The 17,546-nt window shown below is 68.7% G+C and carries 17 protein-coding genes; 12 read left to right on the top strand and 5 right to left on the bottom strand.

All coding sequences use genetic code 11. The features are described from left to right. The first annotated feature begins 11 nt into the window (after positions 1–11). The 9 genes from ACLJPX_RS01965 (at position 12) to ACLJPX_RS01925 (ending at position 9,602) form a co-directional block, all read left to right on the top strand. Positions 12–584, top strand: a complete 573-nt coding sequence (locus ACLJPX_RS01965; RefSeq protein ID WP_410598424.1) for a TetR-like C-terminal domain-containing protein — start codon at positions 12–14, stop codon at positions 582–584. Between the two features lie 94 nt (positions 585–678). Continuing rightward, positions 679–1,437 (top strand): SDR family NAD(P)-dependent oxidoreductase, encoded by a 759-nt coding sequence (locus tag ACLJPX_RS01960; protein ID WP_101607266.1) that lies wholly within the window; start codon positions 679–681, stop codon positions 1,435–1,437. 11 nt (positions 1,438–1,448) lie between these two features. After that, complete coding sequence (locus tag ACLJPX_RS01955; RefSeq protein WP_410598423.1) at positions 1,449–2,480, top strand: phosphotransferase; 1,032 nt, start codon at positions 1,449–1,451, stop codon at positions 2,478–2,480. Further along, positions 2,477–3,814: an aspartate aminotransferase family protein gene (locus ACLJPX_RS01950; RefSeq protein WP_410598422.1), complete on the top strand. Its 1,338-nt coding sequence runs from the start codon at positions 2,477–2,479 to the stop codon at positions 3,812–3,814. Before ACLJPX_RS01955 ends, ACLJPX_RS01950 begins: the two co-directional genes overlap by 4 nt. Before the next feature lie 7 nt (positions 3,815–3,821). Beyond that, complete coding sequence (locus ACLJPX_RS01945; RefSeq protein WP_410598421.1) at positions 3,822–4,583, top strand: 5-oxoprolinase subunit PxpA; 762 nt, start codon at positions 3,822–3,824, stop codon at positions 4,581–4,583. Next, entirely contained in the window at positions 4,580–5,479 is a 900-nt protein-coding gene (locus ACLJPX_RS01940; protein WP_410598420.1) for a 5-oxoprolinase subunit B family protein, read from the top strand. Before ACLJPX_RS01945 ends, ACLJPX_RS01940 begins: the two co-directional genes overlap by 4 nt. After that, entirely contained in the window at positions 5,473–6,462 is a 990-nt protein-coding gene (locus ACLJPX_RS01935) for a biotin-dependent carboxyltransferase family protein (RefSeq protein WP_410598419.1), read from the top strand. The genes ACLJPX_RS01940 and ACLJPX_RS01935 overlap by 7 nt, the downstream gene beginning before the upstream one ends. Positions 6,463–6,582: 120 nt before the next feature. After that, positions 6,583–7,827, top strand: coding sequence for an MFS transporter (locus tag ACLJPX_RS01930; RefSeq protein WP_410598418.1), 1,245 nt, complete (start codon positions 6,583–6,585; stop codon positions 7,825–7,827). A 29-nt stretch (positions 7,828–7,856) separates the two neighbouring features. After that, positions 7,857–9,602 (top strand): CocE/NonD family hydrolase, encoded by a 1,746-nt coding sequence (locus ACLJPX_RS01925; protein ID WP_410598417.1) that lies wholly within the window; start codon positions 7,857–7,859, stop codon positions 9,600–9,602. 298 nt (positions 9,603–9,900) lie between these two features. Here the strand turns inward: ACLJPX_RS01925 and ACLJPX_RS01920 are convergent, their stop codons facing one another. Beyond that, on the bottom strand, positions 9,901–10,695 hold the full coding sequence (locus tag ACLJPX_RS01920) for a hypothetical protein (protein WP_410598416.1): 795 nt from the start codon (positions 10,693–10,695) through the stop codon (positions 9,901–9,903). 6 nt (positions 10,696–10,701) lie between these two features. Beyond that, complete coding sequence (locus ACLJPX_RS01915) at positions 10,702–11,364, bottom strand: papain-like cysteine protease family protein (RefSeq protein WP_410598415.1); 663 nt, start codon at positions 11,362–11,364, stop codon at positions 10,702–10,704. Positions 11,365–11,538: 174 nt separating this feature from the next. Between ACLJPX_RS01915 and ACLJPX_RS01910 the strand changes: the two genes are divergently transcribed. Next, the gene (locus ACLJPX_RS01910; protein ID WP_410598414.1) at positions 11,539–12,528 is read left to right on the top strand and encodes a TrmB family transcriptional regulator; all 990 of its coding nucleotides are present in this window, start codon (positions 11,539–11,541) and stop codon (positions 12,526–12,528) included. 36 nt (positions 12,529–12,564) lie between these two features. On the opposite strand, the gene ACLJPX_RS01905 is transcribed toward ACLJPX_RS01910, so the two are convergent. The 3 genes from ACLJPX_RS01905 to ACLJPX_RS01895 all read right to left on the bottom strand — a co-directional run bounded on the left by ACLJPX_RS01905 (position 12,565) and on the right by ACLJPX_RS01895 (position 15,175). Further along, positions 12,565–13,284, bottom strand: coding sequence for a trypsin-like serine protease (locus ACLJPX_RS01905; RefSeq protein ID WP_410599076.1), 720 nt, complete (start codon positions 13,282–13,284; stop codon positions 12,565–12,567). A 1,045-nt stretch (positions 13,285–14,329) separates the two neighbouring features. After that, a complete protein-coding gene (locus ACLJPX_RS01900; RefSeq protein ID WP_101607254.1) occupies positions 14,330–14,599 on the bottom strand; it encodes a GlsB/YeaQ/YmgE family stress response membrane protein in 270 nt (89 codons plus the stop codon). Positions 14,600–14,686: 87 nt separating this feature from the next. After that, entirely contained in the window at positions 14,687–15,175 is a 489-nt protein-coding gene (locus tag ACLJPX_RS01895) for a MarR family winged helix-turn-helix transcriptional regulator (RefSeq protein ID WP_410598413.1), read from the bottom strand. A gap of 70 nt (positions 15,176–15,245) precedes the next feature. Between ACLJPX_RS01895 and ACLJPX_RS01890 the strand changes: the two genes are divergently transcribed. After that, a complete protein-coding gene (locus ACLJPX_RS01890) occupies positions 15,246–16,439 on the top strand; it encodes an FAD-dependent oxidoreductase (protein ID WP_410598412.1) in 1,194 nt (397 codons plus the stop codon). A 191-nt stretch (positions 16,440–16,630) separates the two neighbouring features. Then, positions 16,631–17,527: a dienelactone hydrolase family protein gene (locus ACLJPX_RS01885; RefSeq protein WP_101607251.1), complete on the top strand. Its 897-nt coding sequence runs from the start codon at positions 16,631–16,633 to the stop codon at positions 17,525–17,527. Positions 17,528–17,546 lie beyond the last annotated feature (19 nt).

The raw sequence follows: 17,546 nt of genomic DNA, 5'->3' as shown, positions 1-17,546 counted from the left end.
AGCCTGGCTCTATGGCAGACACTCGCCCTGGAGGCCGTACGGCCCGTACGCGCGCCGCGGTGCACACCGCGGTGCGCGAGTTGTTCGCCGAGGGGCATGACCAGCCGTCGGTGCGGGAAGTGTCCGAGCGGTCGGGTGTGCACGAGGTGACGATCTACCGGCGCTGGGGGCGGATCGAGTCGCTGGTGCTCGACGTCGCGGTCACGCAGCTCAACGAGGAGTCGCCGTTCCCGGACAGCGGCGACCTGCGCCGTGATCTGCTCGACTGGGCACACGCGGTCGCCGGACAGGTGAAGACGCGTGAGGGGTTCGCGCTGTTCCACGCGCTCGCCGCGGCCACTTCCCCGCTCGCCGGTGGCAAGCCCGCTCCGACCGCTGACGACGCCGCCCGGTATCTGCGGCAGCGCACCACTCAGATGCAGCGGGCGTTGGACCGGGTCGAGGCGGCGGGGGGCAAGCCGCCGACGGTCGCCCACATCTTCGATGTCGTGCTCGCACCTATCTACCTGCGCGCGGTCTTCGGCTATGAGTCCCCTGACCAGGACCTGGACGCCCTGGTGGACCGGGCGCTGCGCACGGCCTGAGCCTTACCGCAGGAAATCTTGCATTAGCTGTTCCCCTGGCGCATACTCCTCGTTAACGTAAGTTTTCTTACATTAAGCGGCCCAGGGAGTATTCATGGCTGGCAGCACACAGACGCTTCGCGACCGGGTCGCCATCGTCACGGGCGCGAGTTCGGGCATCGGGGCGCAGATCGCGCGTGAACTCGGTGCCACCGGTGCCCGGGTCGCCCTGGTGGGACGGGACGCGCGGCGTCTCGAGACGGTCGCCGCGGAGCTGAGGGCGGCGGGCGCGGAGGCCGAGCCGATCGCCGCCGACCTCACGACCGGCGCCGGTCCCGGGAAGGTCGTCGACCGCACGCTCGCGCGCTTCGGGGGCATCGACGTGCTCGTGCACGCTGCCGGGATCTTCCTGCCGACGCCGTTCGCCGACACCACCGACGAGCAGCTCGACGACCAGTGGGCGACCAACGTCCGGGCGCCGTTCCGGCTGACCAGGGCGGCCGCCGGACATCTCGGTGACGGCAGCAGCGTCATCTTCGTCTCCTCCATCTGCGGGCACGTCGGGTTTCCGAACTCCAGCGCCTACTGCGCGACCAAAGGCGCGGTGGAGCTGCTGGTCAAGTCACTGACCGCCGAGTTCGCCCCGCGGGGCGTCCGGGTCAACGCCGTCGCTCCCGGCAACGTGCGGACGAGCATCAACGCACACCTGCTCGAAGACTCCGACTACGAGCGCCAGATGCTCGAGTCCACCCCCGCCGGACGGGTCGGCGAGGTCGGTGACATCGCGCCGGCGGTCGCCTTCCTCGCCTCCCCCGCCGCCTCCTACATCCACGGTTCCAGCCTGCTGATCGACGGCGGCTGGGTGGCTTCGTGAGGAGCCCCGCCATGCCCGGCTTCCGCGAACTCGTGACGGCGAGCGGTCTCGACGCCGTCACGGAGCACCTCGACGAAACGCTGGTGCTCGCCGCGCTGCGAGACGTGCACGGCCTGTCCGGCAGGCTCGAACGCGTCGCCTCGGAGAAGGACGAGACCTTCGTCCTGCACACGGCCGACACCCGCCACCTGGTGAAGGTGGGTGGCGAGGGCGAATCGGCCGAGGATCTCACGCTGCAGACGGCGGTGCTGCGCCACCTCGCGCGCACCGCGCCCGGTCTGCCGATCCCGGTCGTCCGGTCCGGTGTGGACGGAGCGGACGTGCACGACATCGCGCCACTGGACGCGAGCGGGCCGAGGCTGCTGCGGGTCCTGTCGTACCTCCCTGGCGAACCGCTGAGCGGGAGTGAGGCCGATCCGGCACCCTTCGGGGGCTACCACGCACAGCTCGTCCGCGCGCTCGCCGGCTTCCGCGGTGAGAACCAGGAACGGACCTTGATCTGGGATCTGCGCCATCTCGGCGCTCTCGCTCCCGTACTGGACACAGTGGACAGTGCGGACCGGATGCTCGCGCGCGACGTACTCGCCGAGTTCGCGCTCCATGTCCGGCCCGCCGGACTGGACACCCAGGTGGTGCACAACGACTTGAGCCCGCACAACCTCCTTGTCGGCACTCGTGGAGCCTTGACCGGGATCCTCGATTTCGGCGACGTGGTGCGCACGGCGGTGGTCTTCGACCTCGCGATCGCGTTGTCGAACCTTCTCGAGGTGGACGCCGCCGACCCGTGGGCGGTCCCGCTCGCGTGGCTACGCCACTATCTCCGGATCAGGCCGGTCGCCGAAGAAGAACTCAAGCTTCTTCCGCTGCTGGCGACGGCACGACTGGTACAGCGGGCGCTCATCTCGTCGTGGCGGGCCCGGCGGGATCCGGCACGCGCGGCGTATGTGCTCTCGCACGCCTCCCGCGATTGGACGACGGCCCGTGTGACGTTCGCCGGTCTGGACGCCGCCGCCGAACGGGTACTCGCGGAGTCGCGGCGATGAGCCGCCCGCGCGGGCCGGAAATGGTCAACGGCTTCACCGGCGCGTCCTTGGCCGCGCAGCCGCCGCACATCCGGGAGCTCCTCGTCCGGCGCGAGAAGGTGCTCGGGCCGGGATACCAGCTGTTCTACACGAACCCGGTCGAGGTCGTTCGCGGCGAGGGCGTGCACCTCTACGACTCCGTGGGCAACGAGTACCTCGACGCCTACAACAACGTCGTCTCGCTCGGACACTGCCATCCCGCCGTCGTCGAGGCGGTCACCCGGCAGCTGTCGAAGCTCACCACGAACACCCGCTACCTGCAGGCCGATCTGCTCGACTTCTCCGAACGGTTGCTCGAGACGTTCCCCGCGGAACTCGACCGGGTCACCTACACCTGCACCGGCTCGGAAGCGAACGACCTCGCCCTGCGCATCGCGCGGGCGCACACAGGCAACACCGGGATCATCGTCACGCGCAACGCCTACCACGGGGTGACCGCCGAGGTGGCGGCGTTCTCCCCGTCCCTCGGCCCGACCTCGCCTTTGGGACCGCACGTGCGCACCATCAGCGCGCCGGACCCCCTGCGGCACGGCGCCTCGGTGGTGGCCGAACTGCGCACCGAGATCCGGGCGGCCATCGACGATCTCCGGCGGCACGGATTCGGGGTCTGCGCGCTCGTGGTGGACAGCATCTTCTCCTCCGACGGCGTGCAGCCGGTTCCGACGGATCTGCTCGGCGTACTCGCCGCCGAGGTCCGTGCGGCGGGCGGGGTCTACTTCGCGGACGAGGTGCAAGCGGGGTTCGGCCGCACGGGAACGGGATGGTGGGGTTTCGGCAGGCATGCGGTCGTGCCCGATCTGGTGACCTTGGGAAAGCCGATGGGCAACGGGATCCCGGTGGCCGCGACGGTGCTGCGGCACGAGGTCGGCCAGGAATTCGGCCGGAAAGTGCGCTACTTCAACACTTTCGGCGGCAGCAACGTACCGATCGCCGCGGCCGCGGCAGTGCTCCGCACCATCGAAGGCGAAGGTCTCATCGACAACGCCCACAAGATCGGCGCACAGCTGAAGCAGGGGTTCGCCCGCATCGTCTCGGACCACCCTCGCCTCGCCGACGTACGCGGCGCCGGGTTGTTCCTCGGAATCGAGGTGACCGCACCGGAAGGCACGAAGCCGGACCGGGTCCTCGCCCAGTCCCTTGTGGACGATCTGCGTGAACACTTCGTGCTCGTGTCGGCGTCCGGGCCGCACGGCAACGTCATCAAGATCCGGCCGCCGCTGGTGTTCGACGCCTCCGACGCCGCACTGCTGCTCGAACGCTTCGCCGATTCGGCCGCCCGAATCCTTCCCTCCTGAGGTGATCATGACCGCACCGACGATCGACCTGAACGCGGACGCCGGCGAAAGCTTCGGCCGGTGGACGCTCGGCGACGACGAAGCCTTGTTCCGGCACATCACGACCGCCAACATCGCCTGCGGCTATCACGCCGGCGATCCGGCGACCATGCGGTCGTCCCTGATCCGCGCACGGGAGGCGGGGATCGCCGCGGGCGCCCACCCCGGCTACCCGGACCTGCTCGGCTTCGGCCGCCGGGCGCTGCCCGCGACCGACTCCGACGTGGTCGACTACATCCTCTACCAGGTCGGCGCGCTCGCCGGGCTCGCCGCGGTCGAGAACGTGCCCCTCACCCATGTCAAACCGCACGGCGCGCTCATGGGGCGGATCTGCCGTTCGCCCGAGCTGGCGACCAGGGTCGCGCGAGCGCTCCAACCGGTCCTCCCGGGTGTGCCGCTGATGTTCGCGCCCACCGAGGCGATGCGCGCGGTCGCCGCGGCGGGCTTGCCGGTCATTCCGGAGAACGCGGCCGACCTCGACTTCGACCAGGACGGGATCAACATCGTCGAGCCGGTCCCGCGGGCCAAGGACCCGGAGGCGATCGCCGATCGTGCGCTGGACATGGCGCGCGGCACCGTCCGCACGGCCGGCGGGACGGTGATCCCGATGCCGGTGCGCTCGATCTGTGTGCACGGTGACCGGCCGAACGCGGTCGCGATCGCGGCGGCCGTGCGACGGCGCCTCGAAGCGGCGGGATTCCTCCTGCGCGCCCCCGAGCAGGCGCCATGAGCGCCTACGAGTTCTTCGCCGACGGCGCACGAGCCAGCTTCGGTGGCGACGAGTTCGTGTTCGTCGAAGTGTGCGAAGGGATGGACCTCGCGCAAGCGCTGCGGATCCAGGCGATCACCGGGGAGCTGGCCCGGCGCGAGCTGCCCGGCGTCCTCGACGTCGCCCCGGCCAACGCGAGCTATCTCGTGCGCGCCGACCCGGACGTGCTGCACCCGCGCGAACTCGTGCGCACGCTGGCCCGTTTGCACGACCGGTTCGAGGAGGCGGGCTCGGTGGCGCTGGACACGGAGATCGTCGAGATCCCGGTCTGGTACGCGGATCCGGAGACCGAGCGGACCTGCCTGAAGTTCCGGGACCGGCACCAATCGCCGACGGAGACGGACATCGCCTACACCGCGCGCATCAACGGGCTGGCCTCGGTGGCCGACCTCGTCGCCGCGCACACGTCGGCGCCGTTCATCGTCACCTTCCCGTGTTTCAAGCCGGGCAACACCGAATGCGTCCAGCTCGTGCCGCGCGAGCGGCAGATCCAGGCGCCCAAGTATCTACGCCCGAGGACGGAAACCCCGGCCAGGGCGGTCGCGCACGGCGGCGCGTTCACCGTCGTGTACCCGACCGCGGGGGTCGGTGGCTACCAGCTGCTCGGCCGCTCCCCCGTCCCGGTCGCCGACCTCACCCAGCGGACTCCCGGGTTCGAGACATCGAAGGTGCTCGCCACGATCTCGACGCTGCTGCGCTTCCGGCCCGTCTCCGGCGAGGAGTACGAGCAGTTGCGCACCGACTCACGCGAAGGCCGGTACCGGTATCGGCGCGCACCAGTGCGCTTCGCACTCGCCGAGTTCCTCGCCGACCCCGCAGGCTATCCGCGCACTTTGGAGGCGGCGTTGTCATGCTGACGGTCCTCTCCCCCGGCGCCCGCACCCTCGTCCAGGATCTCGGCCGCGACGGGCAATACGCCATCGGACTGCCCCCTTCTGGAGCGCTCGACCAGTACTCGCACCGCTGCGCCAACCTGCTCGCCGGCAACCACGAGAACGCGGCGACGCTGGAAATCACCATGATCGGACCGGCAGTGCACTTCACCGAACCGGCGACCGTGGCGGTCACCGGCGGCGAAGCCGACGTCGACATCGACGGCGTGACCGTGTCGTGCTGGCGGACGCTGTTCGTGGAACCCGGCCAGGTGCTGCGGATCGGCGCGCTGCGCACCGGTTGCCACGCCTACCTCGCGGTGCGCGGCGGGATCGGGACCGAGCCGTTCCTCGGGAGCCGGTCCACCTACCAGAGTTCGGCGATCGGCGGGCACGACGGCCGGGCGCTCGTCTCCGGCGACGTCCTGCCGGTCGGCGACGAGACCGGGATGTTCCGTCCCGGCGCGGGCAGCACCGTCGATCCCCGGCTGCGTCCCGTCCTGGGCGGGCATCAGCGCCTCCGGCTCGTCGAAGGACTGTGCCGTCACCGGTTCACCGACGAAAGCGTCCGCGAGTTCTTCTCCTCGACGTTCACCGTCTCGCCCGAATCCGACCGCACCGGTCGCCGCCTGATCGGACCGGCACTGCGGTTCGTCGACCGTGAAGCCCCGTTCGGCGCGGGCGACAACCCCAGCAACGTGGTCGACCTGGGCTACCCGGTGGGGTCGGTGCAGGTACCCAACGGCGAGGAGGCCATCTGCCTGCTGCGCGACGCCGTGACGGGAGGCGGCTACGCGACGATCGGCACGGTCGTGAGCGCCGACCTCGACGTGCTCGCCCAGCTCAAGGCACCGGACACGGTCGACTTCGTGCCGGTGTCACTCGACCAGGCGGTCACCGCCCGCCACGAGCGTCACCAGCGGCTCAAACAGGTGCGGCACGGCCTGCGGCTGCTCTCCCTGTACTGAATCCCGTTCCGGCACCATCCGGCCGTCCCGGAGGACGGCGCGAACCCCCGTTCGCCAGCCCGCACGTGCCCGCGTGCCGTCGACTTTCCGTACCCCTCCCCTGCTCCGAGGAGCACCGCCATGACCACCCCCGATCTCGCCGGCTCCACGCTGACCGGCAGAACCCCGGCGTCCGGCGCCGCCAAGTGGACCTTCCGGACCCTGCTCATCCTGCTCGTCCTCGACCTGACCTACCTCGTCAACGCGATGGACCGGCAGGTGTTCGCCATCCTGCTGCCCGATATCAAGCAGGCCTACGCGCTCACCGGCAACCAGGCCGGGACGCTGTCGACGATCTTCACCCTCGGCATGGGCCTGGCCGGTATCCCGGCCGGTTATCTGGCCGACCGGATCGGCCGGAAACGGATCATCATTGCGAGCCTTCTGCTGTTCTCGATCACCTGCGCGCTCCAGGCGACGGCAGCCGGGCTCGTCGACCTGACCGTGTGGCGGATCCTGTCCGGTGTCGGCGAAGGAGCCCAGAACGCGGCGCTATACGCCGCTGTCGGCGCGTACTTTCACCGCAACCGCGCGGTGGCGATCGGGTCGATCAACGCCGCGTTCGGGCTCGGCGCGTTCGCCGGTCCGCTCTTCGGCGGCGCGCTCCTGTCTTCGACGGGCGACTGGCGCGTCCCGCTCTACGTGTTCGGCGCGATCGGCCTCGTGATCCTCGTCGTCCTCATCTTCGCGGTGCCGCGGTCGGTGACGGAGATCGGCCGCCACGAGGAGCCGCGCACCACGTCGGCACCGGGCGATGCCGTCCGATTCTTCAACCGGCGCGTCGTCTGCTGCACCATCGCCACCGTCGCCGCGGGCTTCACCATCTACGGCTACCTCGGGCTGTATCCCACCTATCTCCGCGAGACGCACGGCTACGCGTCCGACCAGACCGCGCTCGCCGCCGGTATGTTCGGGCTCGGCGCGCTCACGGCGGTCTTCTGCGGCATCTTCGCCGACCGGTTCGACCAGCGGCTGGTCAACGTGGCCGGATTCGCCGCGATCGCCGGATGCGGGGCCGGGATCTTCGTCCTCGGCACGACCTATCCCGCGCAGCTCGTGTTCTCCCTGCTGCTGGGGGTCGCCTTCACCGGGGTCGTCTACACCAACACCAGCGCGCTCATCCAGCGTTCGGTGCCCAGCGCGAAGGTCGGCCGGGCGACGGGCCTGTTCGTCGCGGCCATGTACATCCCGGCGAGTTTCTCCGGCTATTTCTTCGCGGCCACCAAAACCGCCTTCGGCTGGCAAACCGCCGGGGTCATCCAGTTGTGCGCCATCCCGGTCGTCGGCCTCGTCGCCATGGCCGCGATGGGCAAGGCGCGCGACTGACCACAAAGGACAGAAGAAGAAAGGAAGCCATGACACAGCACTACGAGCCCTACAGTGAAGTGCGTGACGGCATGCGGATCGACTGGGATGTGCGGATCACGATGAGCGACGGGGCGACGCTCGCCGTCGACATCTTCCGGCCGGACGACGACGAGCCGCACCCGGTGCTGCTGGCGGCCAGCCCGTACGGCAAGGGACTCGCGTTCGCGGAGGGGTTCGCGTCCGCGTTCTCCGCTCTCGTGCGTGAACACCCCGAAGTGACGGAGAAATCGACCAGCGCGTACCAGGTCTGGGAATACCCGGACCCGGAACGGTGGGTCCCGGATGGCTACGTCTGCGTGCGGATCGACGTGCGCGGTACGGGCGGCAGCGAGGGTGAGATCGACTTCTTCTCCCCGCGTGAGACACAGGACCTTTACGAAGCGATCGAATGGGCAGGCGTCCAGCCGTGGAGCAACGGCAACGTCGGCATGCTCGGTATCTCGTACCTCGCGACCAACCAGTGGCAGGCCGCCGCACTGTCCCCGCCACACCTCAAGGCCATCTGCCCCTGGGAAGGCGCGTCCGACTTCTTCCGTGAGTACACCCACCACGGCGGGATCCCCTCGGAGTTCATGCCCGGCTGGGCGCCGCACCAGGTGCTGCGCATCCAGCACGGCCGCGCGGAGGCGCCGGTCAATCCGAACACCGGCCGCAAGGTGTCGGGCAAACCGGTGCGCACGGAGGAGGAACTGCGGGCGGCCGCGATCCGGATCTCCGAGGTGCTGCTCGACCGGCCCGTCATCGACGACTACTACCGGGACCGCACCGCGGTTCTGGAGAAGATCTCCGTGCCCGTGCTCACCGCCGCCAACTGGGGCGGTATGGGCCTGCACTCGCGAGGGAACTTCGAGGGCTACCAACGCGTTTCGTCCGAGCGGAAGTGGCTGGAAGTGCACGGGCTCGAACACTGGACGGAGTTCTACACCGACTACGGCCTCGATGTGCAGCGGCGCTTCTTCGACCACTTCCTCAAAGGCGAGGCCAACGGGTGGGACGACCAGCCGCCGGTTCAGCTGCAGGTGCGCACGCCCGATGGCTTCTTCCCGCGACACGAGTGGGAATGGCCTCTCGCGCGCACGGAATGGACCGAACTGCACCTCGACCTCGACGCCGGTACCTTGATCGACCGCGCTCCGGCCGGCGCGCAGCACTCGGAGTTCGTCGCACGGTCGGAAGGACTGATGTTCACCTTGCCGCCCGCCGACCAGAAGATGGAGTACACCGGTCCCGCGGCGCTGAAACTCTTCGTCTCGTCCACCACCGAGGACGCTGACCTGTTCGCCACGGTGCACCTGTTCGACCCCGAGGGCACCGAAGTGCTTTTCCCGACCGCCTTCGAGCCCCACGGCCCCGTCGGCCAGGGCTGGCTGCGCGTCTCGCACCGCGAACTCGACCCGGACCTGTCGCGACCGTATCGGCCATGGCAGCGGCACACCGAGATCTCCCCGCTGGTCCACGGGCAGGTGTACGAAGTGGACGTCGAGATCTGGCCACTGTCGATCGTCGTCCCGGCCGGATACACCCTCGGGGTGTCCGTGCGCGGCCAAGACTATGAACACCACCTCCCCGGGCCGCACGAGATCGTCTACGGTCGTGAAATCCGCGGGAGCGGCGCCTACTGGCACGAGCTCCCCGGCGACCGGGACCGGCCGGCCTTCCACGGCCGGACCACGCTGCACAGCAACGAGAAGCAGCGGCCGTACCTGCTCCTGCCCCGGATCCCGCATGCCTGAGTACCGCCTTGTCCGGTGGCTGCCGGCCCCGCCCGGCAGCCACCGGTATCACAGCCGTGTCGCTTCCAGGACGACGAAAGGGCTGGGGGTCGGCACGATCCGGTCGATAGTGAAACCGGCGCTGTCGAGCAACGCCCGGTATCGGCCTTCGGTGCGTTCCCTGCCTTCCAAACGGCGAGCATCGTGACATCCATGGCTTTGCTCGGACGATCTGCGCGCCTACGAGTCCATGATGTGGATGCCCTTGCCCGGTTCCCATCGCGACCTTGGTGCTCGCCCGGCTCATCGAAGGGTGGGGCTAGGCCGCGCCCCGCTCGGTGCCGGGCCGGCCGATACCAGATTCGCGTGCGCGCCGTCGTAGCACCAGGACCACCGCGGCCGCACAGAGCAGGAGCATGCCAGCGGCCACCCAGACGACACCGGGAACGGGCATCTCGTTCGGATCGTCGCGGACGAACCCGAGCTCCCCCTTCCGATCGGCCGGGCCACCGGGAAGCCGGTCACCGTACCGTTTCGCGACCTGCCGCTGGTAGTCGGCGAGGGGGACGGGCTCGCCGACGGCGTTCTGCGGCAGGCTCGCCCGCAACAACGTGACCTTGCCCGGTTCGAGGGCGTACCAGCCGTTGATCTGGGGCTCACCGAGTAGCGCGGCTCCCGGCGGGAGGGTCTCCGCGAGCTCGCGTTCGTCCTCGCCCGACAACGCCGCCTCGGCCGTCCAACCGTCAGCGCCCTGTGGCGCGACCTGAAGCGTCGCCTTCCGGCCGTCGGCAGCCGTGACCACGACGGCGACATAGGCGAGTCTTCCGGCGGGCGCACCGGGAATCCCCCGGACGAAATCCGGATTGATCGCGTAGGCGGGTATGCCCGTTCCCGCGATCCCAAGCACTCCCGGTGCGGAAAGCCCGCCCTGTTCGAGGTTCGTTCTGGCGATGCTCGCCGCAGCCGGGGTGTGTGCGGCGGCGACGGCGGCCGAGAGCCGGGCCGCGTCGAGACGCGGTACTTCGTCGCTTCGGGCACCGGCGGCGGGCGAGAACGCCACGACGGCGAGCAGGATCGCCGCCGACAGGGAGATCGCTCGAACAGGACGGGCCATGACGGGTCAGCCCTTCCTGATGCCGCTGATGGTGTCGGCCCAGCTGAACGAGCTGTTGCTCAGATAGCTGTTGTAGGTACGGGTCTGGTAGCGCTGATACGACGGCCACGGGTCGCCGTAGTTGATCGTGGAGTTCCCGGCGTCGTAGCCGTAGATCGTCTGGGCGTGGTAGCCGCCGTTCGACCAGTTGATGTCCGCCATGATCGGCTGCCCCGCGTCGATCTGGCGCCGCACCTCGTTCCACGACAGCGCACTGTCCACATAGGTGGCCTGGAACCCGGTGTTGCGGAAGCCCTGGGCGATCTCGGTCATGTAGGCCGTTTCGTTCGGACAGTATCCGACCGCGGTTCCCTTGGTCTCGGCACAGAACTCGTCCTGGCTGATCGAAGCACCGAGCGCCTGTTCGATGCCCGCGCCGTCCGCGGCCCAGCACCACATGTCGTACTTCTGTTCCAGCTGGGTGTAGCGCAGGACCCGCTTGGCCGCGACGGCGTCCTTCGCCGCGCCGCTCGCGATCTTCAGGTGGGTGTTGTCCGCGACCTTGGAACTTTCGACGCCGCCGGGGTGCCCGGTGTCCTTCGCCTGCGCGACGGGGGCGAGCACGACCACCGCGGCGAGCGCGGGCACCATCAGGAACGTGCCGGTGACGGCACGACGAATCGCCTTCATTCTTTTCTCCATAAGGGATTTCGAGGAATGAGCACCGCGGTTCGCCTAGTTTCGGCCGACCCTTCCCCTCGATCAACCGACTAAAGTCGAATCGGATCGGCGTTTGTGCGCCACTGGCGCACGAACGCCTTTCCTCGGCTACGGTGCATGGCACCCTTGTCCGAGGAGGCGACGATGCCGAACACCGATCCGCTCTACGAACGTTTGCGCAGCCTCGGACTGCGCAAGGCTCAGGCGCGGATTTACGGCGCGCTGCTGCGAAACGGCCCGTCCACGATCGCCGATCTGGCGTCCCAGGTGGACTTGAACCACGCCAAGACCGAAGCCGCGCTCACCTCTCTGACCGCACTCGGCATGACGACCCGCGCGCTGGGCGAGGACAGCGAAACCGTCGCGCCCCTCGACCCTGCCGCCGCCGTCAAACTCTTGACCGCGCGGCGCGAAGCCGAACTGACGGCGGCGGGGCAGGACACCCTGCAGACCTACCAGCGTTATCTCAGGCACTCCCCCGCACCGGCGGGCCCGGACGCCATCGAGTTCATCTCCGACGAGATCCTGCAGGACAAGGTGTGCGAACTGGAACACAGCGCCGCGGAGCGGATCCGCCTCCTGGACACCCCGCCCTACGGCGCACCTACGATCGACAACCCGATCGAACTGGCGAACCTCCGACGAGGCGTCCGCTACCAGGTGGTGTACGCGCGGGCATCGGTCCAGGACGCCCGATACTTCCGTGACAACATCGCCCCGTGCATGGCGGCCGGCGAACAGGCGCGCGTGGTGGGCACGGTCCCGGCCAAGATGATGATCGTCGACGACCGCGCGGCCCTGGTCTCCCTGACCGCCGCGAGCGCCGACCGGCACCGCAACGCGATCCTCGTCCGCGAGTGTGGCCTGCTCCCCGCGTTGTGCGCGCTGTTCTCCTCCGTCTGGGATCGCGCGAGCCTGCTGTCGGAACACGGCGAGAAGGTGGACGGCCTGCGCGAGGAGGACCTGCGCCTGCTCGGCCTGCTGGCCGGTGGCGCCACCGACGAGGTCGCCGCCCGGAACCTCGGCATCAGCAGGCGCAGCGTGACCCGCAGCGTCGAACGGCTGATGGCCGCCACGGGCTCGACCAGCCGCTTCGAACTCGCCTTGAACGCCGCCCGCGCCGGCTGGCTGTGACGGAACAAGCCGGCGATAGGCGGCCCCCGGTCCGGATCAGGCGCCGATCACCTGGTGGATTTCGTCCAGCACCAGCGAGACGTTGCCCGCACCCGCGGTGCGGTCGCGGTCCGAATCGTTCTCCACCGCGACGATGGTGTCCCGCTGCCCCGGTCCGGTGGCCATGATCGGGCCACCGGAGTCGCCGCCACCGGGGATGCCGGTGACCCGGCCGAGGCAGAGGTCCCGGCCGTCTCCGCCGCCCGGCGGGGTGAACCGTTCACAGCGCGCTTGGCCCGGGGGAAGCACCCGCTGAACGGCCTCTTTGAGCACATCGGACTGACAGGTGGTCTCGTCCTCCTGACACGTCGCGCCCCACCCGTACTGCCGCACGATCTGCCCAGGACGCACGGAATCCGGAGCGGGGAGCCGGGCGGGCTTGACGTCCATCGGCGGCACCCTGATCAGCATCATGTCCGCGATCCCGACGCCGTGGGTGCTGCCGGGCACCGGCCGCACGGTCGTGCCCTTGCGCTGGTCCAGATCGCCCACCCGGAAACTGATGCGGGAATCGTCGATCTGCTGTCCCGCGTCGAAGAAGCAGTGCGAGGCACTGAGGATCCACTCACGACTGATCGCGGTCGCGGTGCAGAACGGCGTCTCGTCGACCACCATCCGGACCGCCCATGGCGCATAGGAGCTGACCGAACCGCCGATCACCGCGGAGGCGGCGGGGGCGGGGACGACCGCACCGAGCGCCACCAGCGCGGGAAGCATGACCAACTTGGCCGAAGTACGAAGCTTAATCGTGCGTTCTCCTCGGTCCTTTGTGGAACGGTGGGATCGTCCTATTCTCACCGACACCGGGAACTTTCGCGAAGGCGCGCTTTCCGCGCAACCTCGACACCGGCCGTACGTCCACTCCGGACATCGCAGGTCACCGTCGACCTTCCGGCACGACCGCCGCCGCCAGGTGCCCTGTCGGACACCGAAGAGTGTCCGGTCGTGCAACGCGCCAGCCTGGACCGGCCGACGAAAGCGGGCCGCGCCATCCCTTCGCTGGCTTCAAGGTCGGGAGGTGGCCTTGGTGGCGTGGTTCTGGTAGCTGAATGTCCGGTTGATGGCTGGATGTGCGGTTTTCGAGGGGGTCGGTCCGGTCTCGGAGTTCGATGACACCGGAATCTCATCGCGGCAGGTTCGAGTGTGGAGGATTTGGGACGTTCAACGTCCTGAATCCTCCACACTCGACGGGGTGGCGCTCACGCGTGTGCCAGGCGTTGACGATGAAGGAATGGGGACGTTGAACGTCCCGATTCCTTCATCGTCGGGGGGCGCTCCGGTCTTGGCACTTGATCAACGGAGGACCGGGGACACTCAACGTCCCCGATCCTCCGTCGATCAAGACCGTGCCACCCCCGCAACCCCGGCGAACGACAGCCGAGTGGGGAGGATTTGAGACGTTCAACGTCCCAAATCCTCCCCACTCGCCCACAACAGCATCCAGAACAAGCTCTACAAGCTCACCGAGATGACATCAGGATCCAGCGGGCAGGCAAATACCGGACCACCAGAACCCAAATCGCCACTCACAACCCCGACCACAAAGCGTGCATATGGGCATCAATCAGACATTTACCCGACTGAAACTGTCCCTTGTGGACGCTCGAGATGTAGCCGACTCTCGTCGGACGGTCCAGATCCGCGACGCCGAAGGCTCCCCTCACCACATCGTACGCGGCTAAGGGAGCCTTCAGTCCGGCACGACCCGCCCCTGAAGCACCTGAACCAGGCACCTGCACCGAGCAGTGTCCCTTAAGGACAGTCAGGAGCGACGGCTCTTGCGGCCGGTCACCTTGTTGTAAATGACCAGCACGATCACCGCGCCGATGACCGACCCGATCCACCCGGCGGGCTGGAAACCGCGGATGCCGACCGTCAGCAGGCCGAACAACAGACCGCCCACGACCGAGCCGACCACACCCAGCACGATGGTCCGCAGCAGGCCGATGTCGTCCTTGCCCGGGACCAGTGCTCGCGCGATGAACCCGGCGATCAGGCCGAACAGAATCCAGCCCAGGATGGTCCAGAACATCTTGTCCCCTCACTTCGGTCGAACGGCACTTTCACAGTACGGCGCGGAAGGACACCGGCGCCAACCGCGGCTTGACGGGGCCCTCGTTCATGTCCCCAATCGCCGGTTGGCGTTCTCCGTCGCCTCGGTGATCTTCGACAGGAACGCGGTGACGACACGGAGTTCCTCGGGGTCGGCGGTGCGGAGCGTGGCCGCGATCTCGGTCCCGGCGAAGGCGAGGAACCGGCGGGCGTGCTCTCGCGCGGCGGGGGTCGGGCGCAGGGTGACTCGGCGACGGTCGCTGCTCTCACGGCTGCGCTGGACGTGACCGGCGCTTTCGAGCCGGTTCAGCAGAATCGTGGTGGCCCCGGTGGTCATGGCGATCCGCCGGGACAGCTCCGCCGGCGAGAGCGGTGTGCCCGCTTCGGCGGCCCAGGTGATCTGGCCCAGTGCGTTGGCGTCCGAAACGGGCAGCCGCATCCAGACGGCGAGATGCCGGTGCATCTCACCGAAGCCGACCGCCCAGTCTCGAAGCCGCTGCATCACCTCGATCTGGAGCAGTGTCCAGTTCTCGGTCAACGGGTCGGCCTCGGCCATGCGACCTCCTTTTGCACCATAGTAGCTTTGCAGTAAAGCTACTACGACCACTACTGACAGGGGAACTCGGATGACCACTCGACATGCCGTGGTGTCCGGCGCGAGCATCGCCGGACTCTCAGCCGCTTTCTGGCTGCGGCGCACCGGCTGGGAGGTGACCGTGCTGGAACGGGCGACGGCGTTTCGCGACGGCGGGCAGAACGTCGACGTCCGCGGTGTCGGCCGCGAGGTGCTCGCCAGGATGGGCCTGACCGACGCGGTGAAAGCGCAGAACACCACCGAGACCGGCACCGTCTTCGTGGACGCTTCCGGCGAAGTGCGGGTGGAACTGCCCTCCGACGGCGCGACCGCCGAACTCGAAATCCTGCGCGGCGATCTCGCCGGCACGATCCTGCGGCAACTGCCCGAGGGAGTCGAGATCGGGTACGGCGACCCCATCGCCTCGGTCCGGGAAGAGGCCGACGCGGTCACCGTGACCACGAGCGCCGGCCGGGTCCTGCGGGCCGACCTGCTGGTCGTCGCCGAAGGGGTCCGCTCCACCACCCGCGACCTGCTCTTCGAGGGCCAGGTCGACCGCCGCGCGCTGGGCATCACCATGGTCTTCGGCACCATCCCGCGCACCACCGGCGACGACAGCCGATGGCGCTGGTACACCACGGTCGGCGGACGGCAGGTCCACCTGCGCCCGGACCACCACGGCACCACGCGCGCCATCCTCGCCTGCACGGAGGCCGAAGACCCGACCCGGCTCGACCGGGCCGAGGCCCTGACCCGGCTCCGCGACCGCTTCTCCGGCGTGGGCTGGGAAGCGCCCCGGATCCTGGACGGGTTCGACGCCTCCGACGACGTCTACTTCGACCATCTCACCCAGATCCGCATGCCGGTCTGGCACCGCGGGCGGGTGTGCCTGGCCGGTGACGCCGCCTGGTGCGTGACCCCGATGGGTGGCGGCGGCGCCTCGCTCGCGCTCGTCAGCGGCTACGTCCTCGCCGCCTGCCTGTCCGGCACCGGATCCGGCTCCCTCTCCCCCGGGCTCACGGCCTACGAGAACTGGATGCGGCCACTCGTCGACGACGTCCAGGGACTCCCCCGCTGGATCAAACCCTTCGCCTTCCCCCGGACCCGGTTCGGCCTGACGTTGCGCAGAGCGGCCGACAAAGCACTCATGACACCGGCACTGGCACCCCTGATGGCGAGGTTCACCAGGGTCGCCGAAACCGACCGCGCGTTGCCGTCCATCACGGCGACAGGAACGGCGAGGTGAACGACCCGGGCGGACACCGCGCCTGAATGCCAATTCCTCCCGGGCGGACTGTCACTCGGACGCGCGATTCCCCACCGTGAGAACCCGATTTCCGCCGGTACGTGTTTTCCACGACGTTCAGGCGAATGCGTTCCTCTATACCTGGAACTCCGTTCCGGCGTCGGAGCGGTTCTTCCGAGAGGACATGCGCAATGAAGCGTCGACCACAATGGACCGCCGCGATCGCCGGTGCGGTGATCGCACTGCTGGTGGCCGTGCCGGGAACATCGGGTCTGCCCGTCGGCGGAGTCGCGTCGGCGGCGACCGCCGAGGAAAGTCCTTACGCTCGAGGGCCTGCTCCGACGAAAGCCACTGTCGAGGCGGCCCTCGGGTCGTTCCGGATCGCGACCGAGAAGGTCCCGTCCGGGCAGGGGTTCGGCGGCGGGACGATCCATTATCCGACCGACACCGGCCAAGGCACTTTCGGTGCGATCGCGATCGCACCCGGCTTTCTCGAAACCGAGGCCGCCGTCGCCTGGTACGGCCCGCGGCTGGCGTCACAGGGCTTCGTGGTCATCACGTTCTCGACCACGAGCACCTGGGACACCCCGGACGTCCGATCGGAGCAGCTGCTCGCGGCCCTGCGCTACGTCACGGACAAGAGCCAGGCCAGGAGCCGGGTGGATCCGAACCGGCTGGCCGTCATGGGGCATTCGATGGGCGGCGGCGGTTCCCTGATCGCCGCGCAGAAGGCCCCCACCCTGAAGGCGGCCATTCCCTTGACGGGCTGGAATCCGAACACGATCTTCTCCGACCTGAAGGTCCCCACCTTCGTCGTCAGTGCCCAGAACGATTTCATCGCGCCGGACGGTGCGCATTCCCGCCCGTTCTACCAAAGCCTTCCCGCGTCGTTGAACAAGGCGTACATGCTGCTCTCGGGCGCCGGGCACATGGTGCCGACGAAACCGAACGTGACCATCGCCAAATACAGCATTTCGTGGCTGAAACGCTTCGTGGACGAAGACACCAGGTACGACCAGTTCCTGTGCCCCCTCCCGGCGAACGACCCGAAGATCGCCGCCTACCAGGGAACGTGCCCACTCACCTGAGCACCCCGGCCGCGGTGGC

Source organism: Amycolatopsis sp. lyj-90 (assembly GCF_046549035.1).
Classification (GTDB): domain Bacteria; phylum Actinomycetota; class Actinomycetes; order Mycobacteriales; family Pseudonocardiaceae; genus Amycolatopsis.
Note: the sequence above shows the minus strand (reverse complement) of the source record. Positions and strands in the feature narration are given on the sequence as shown.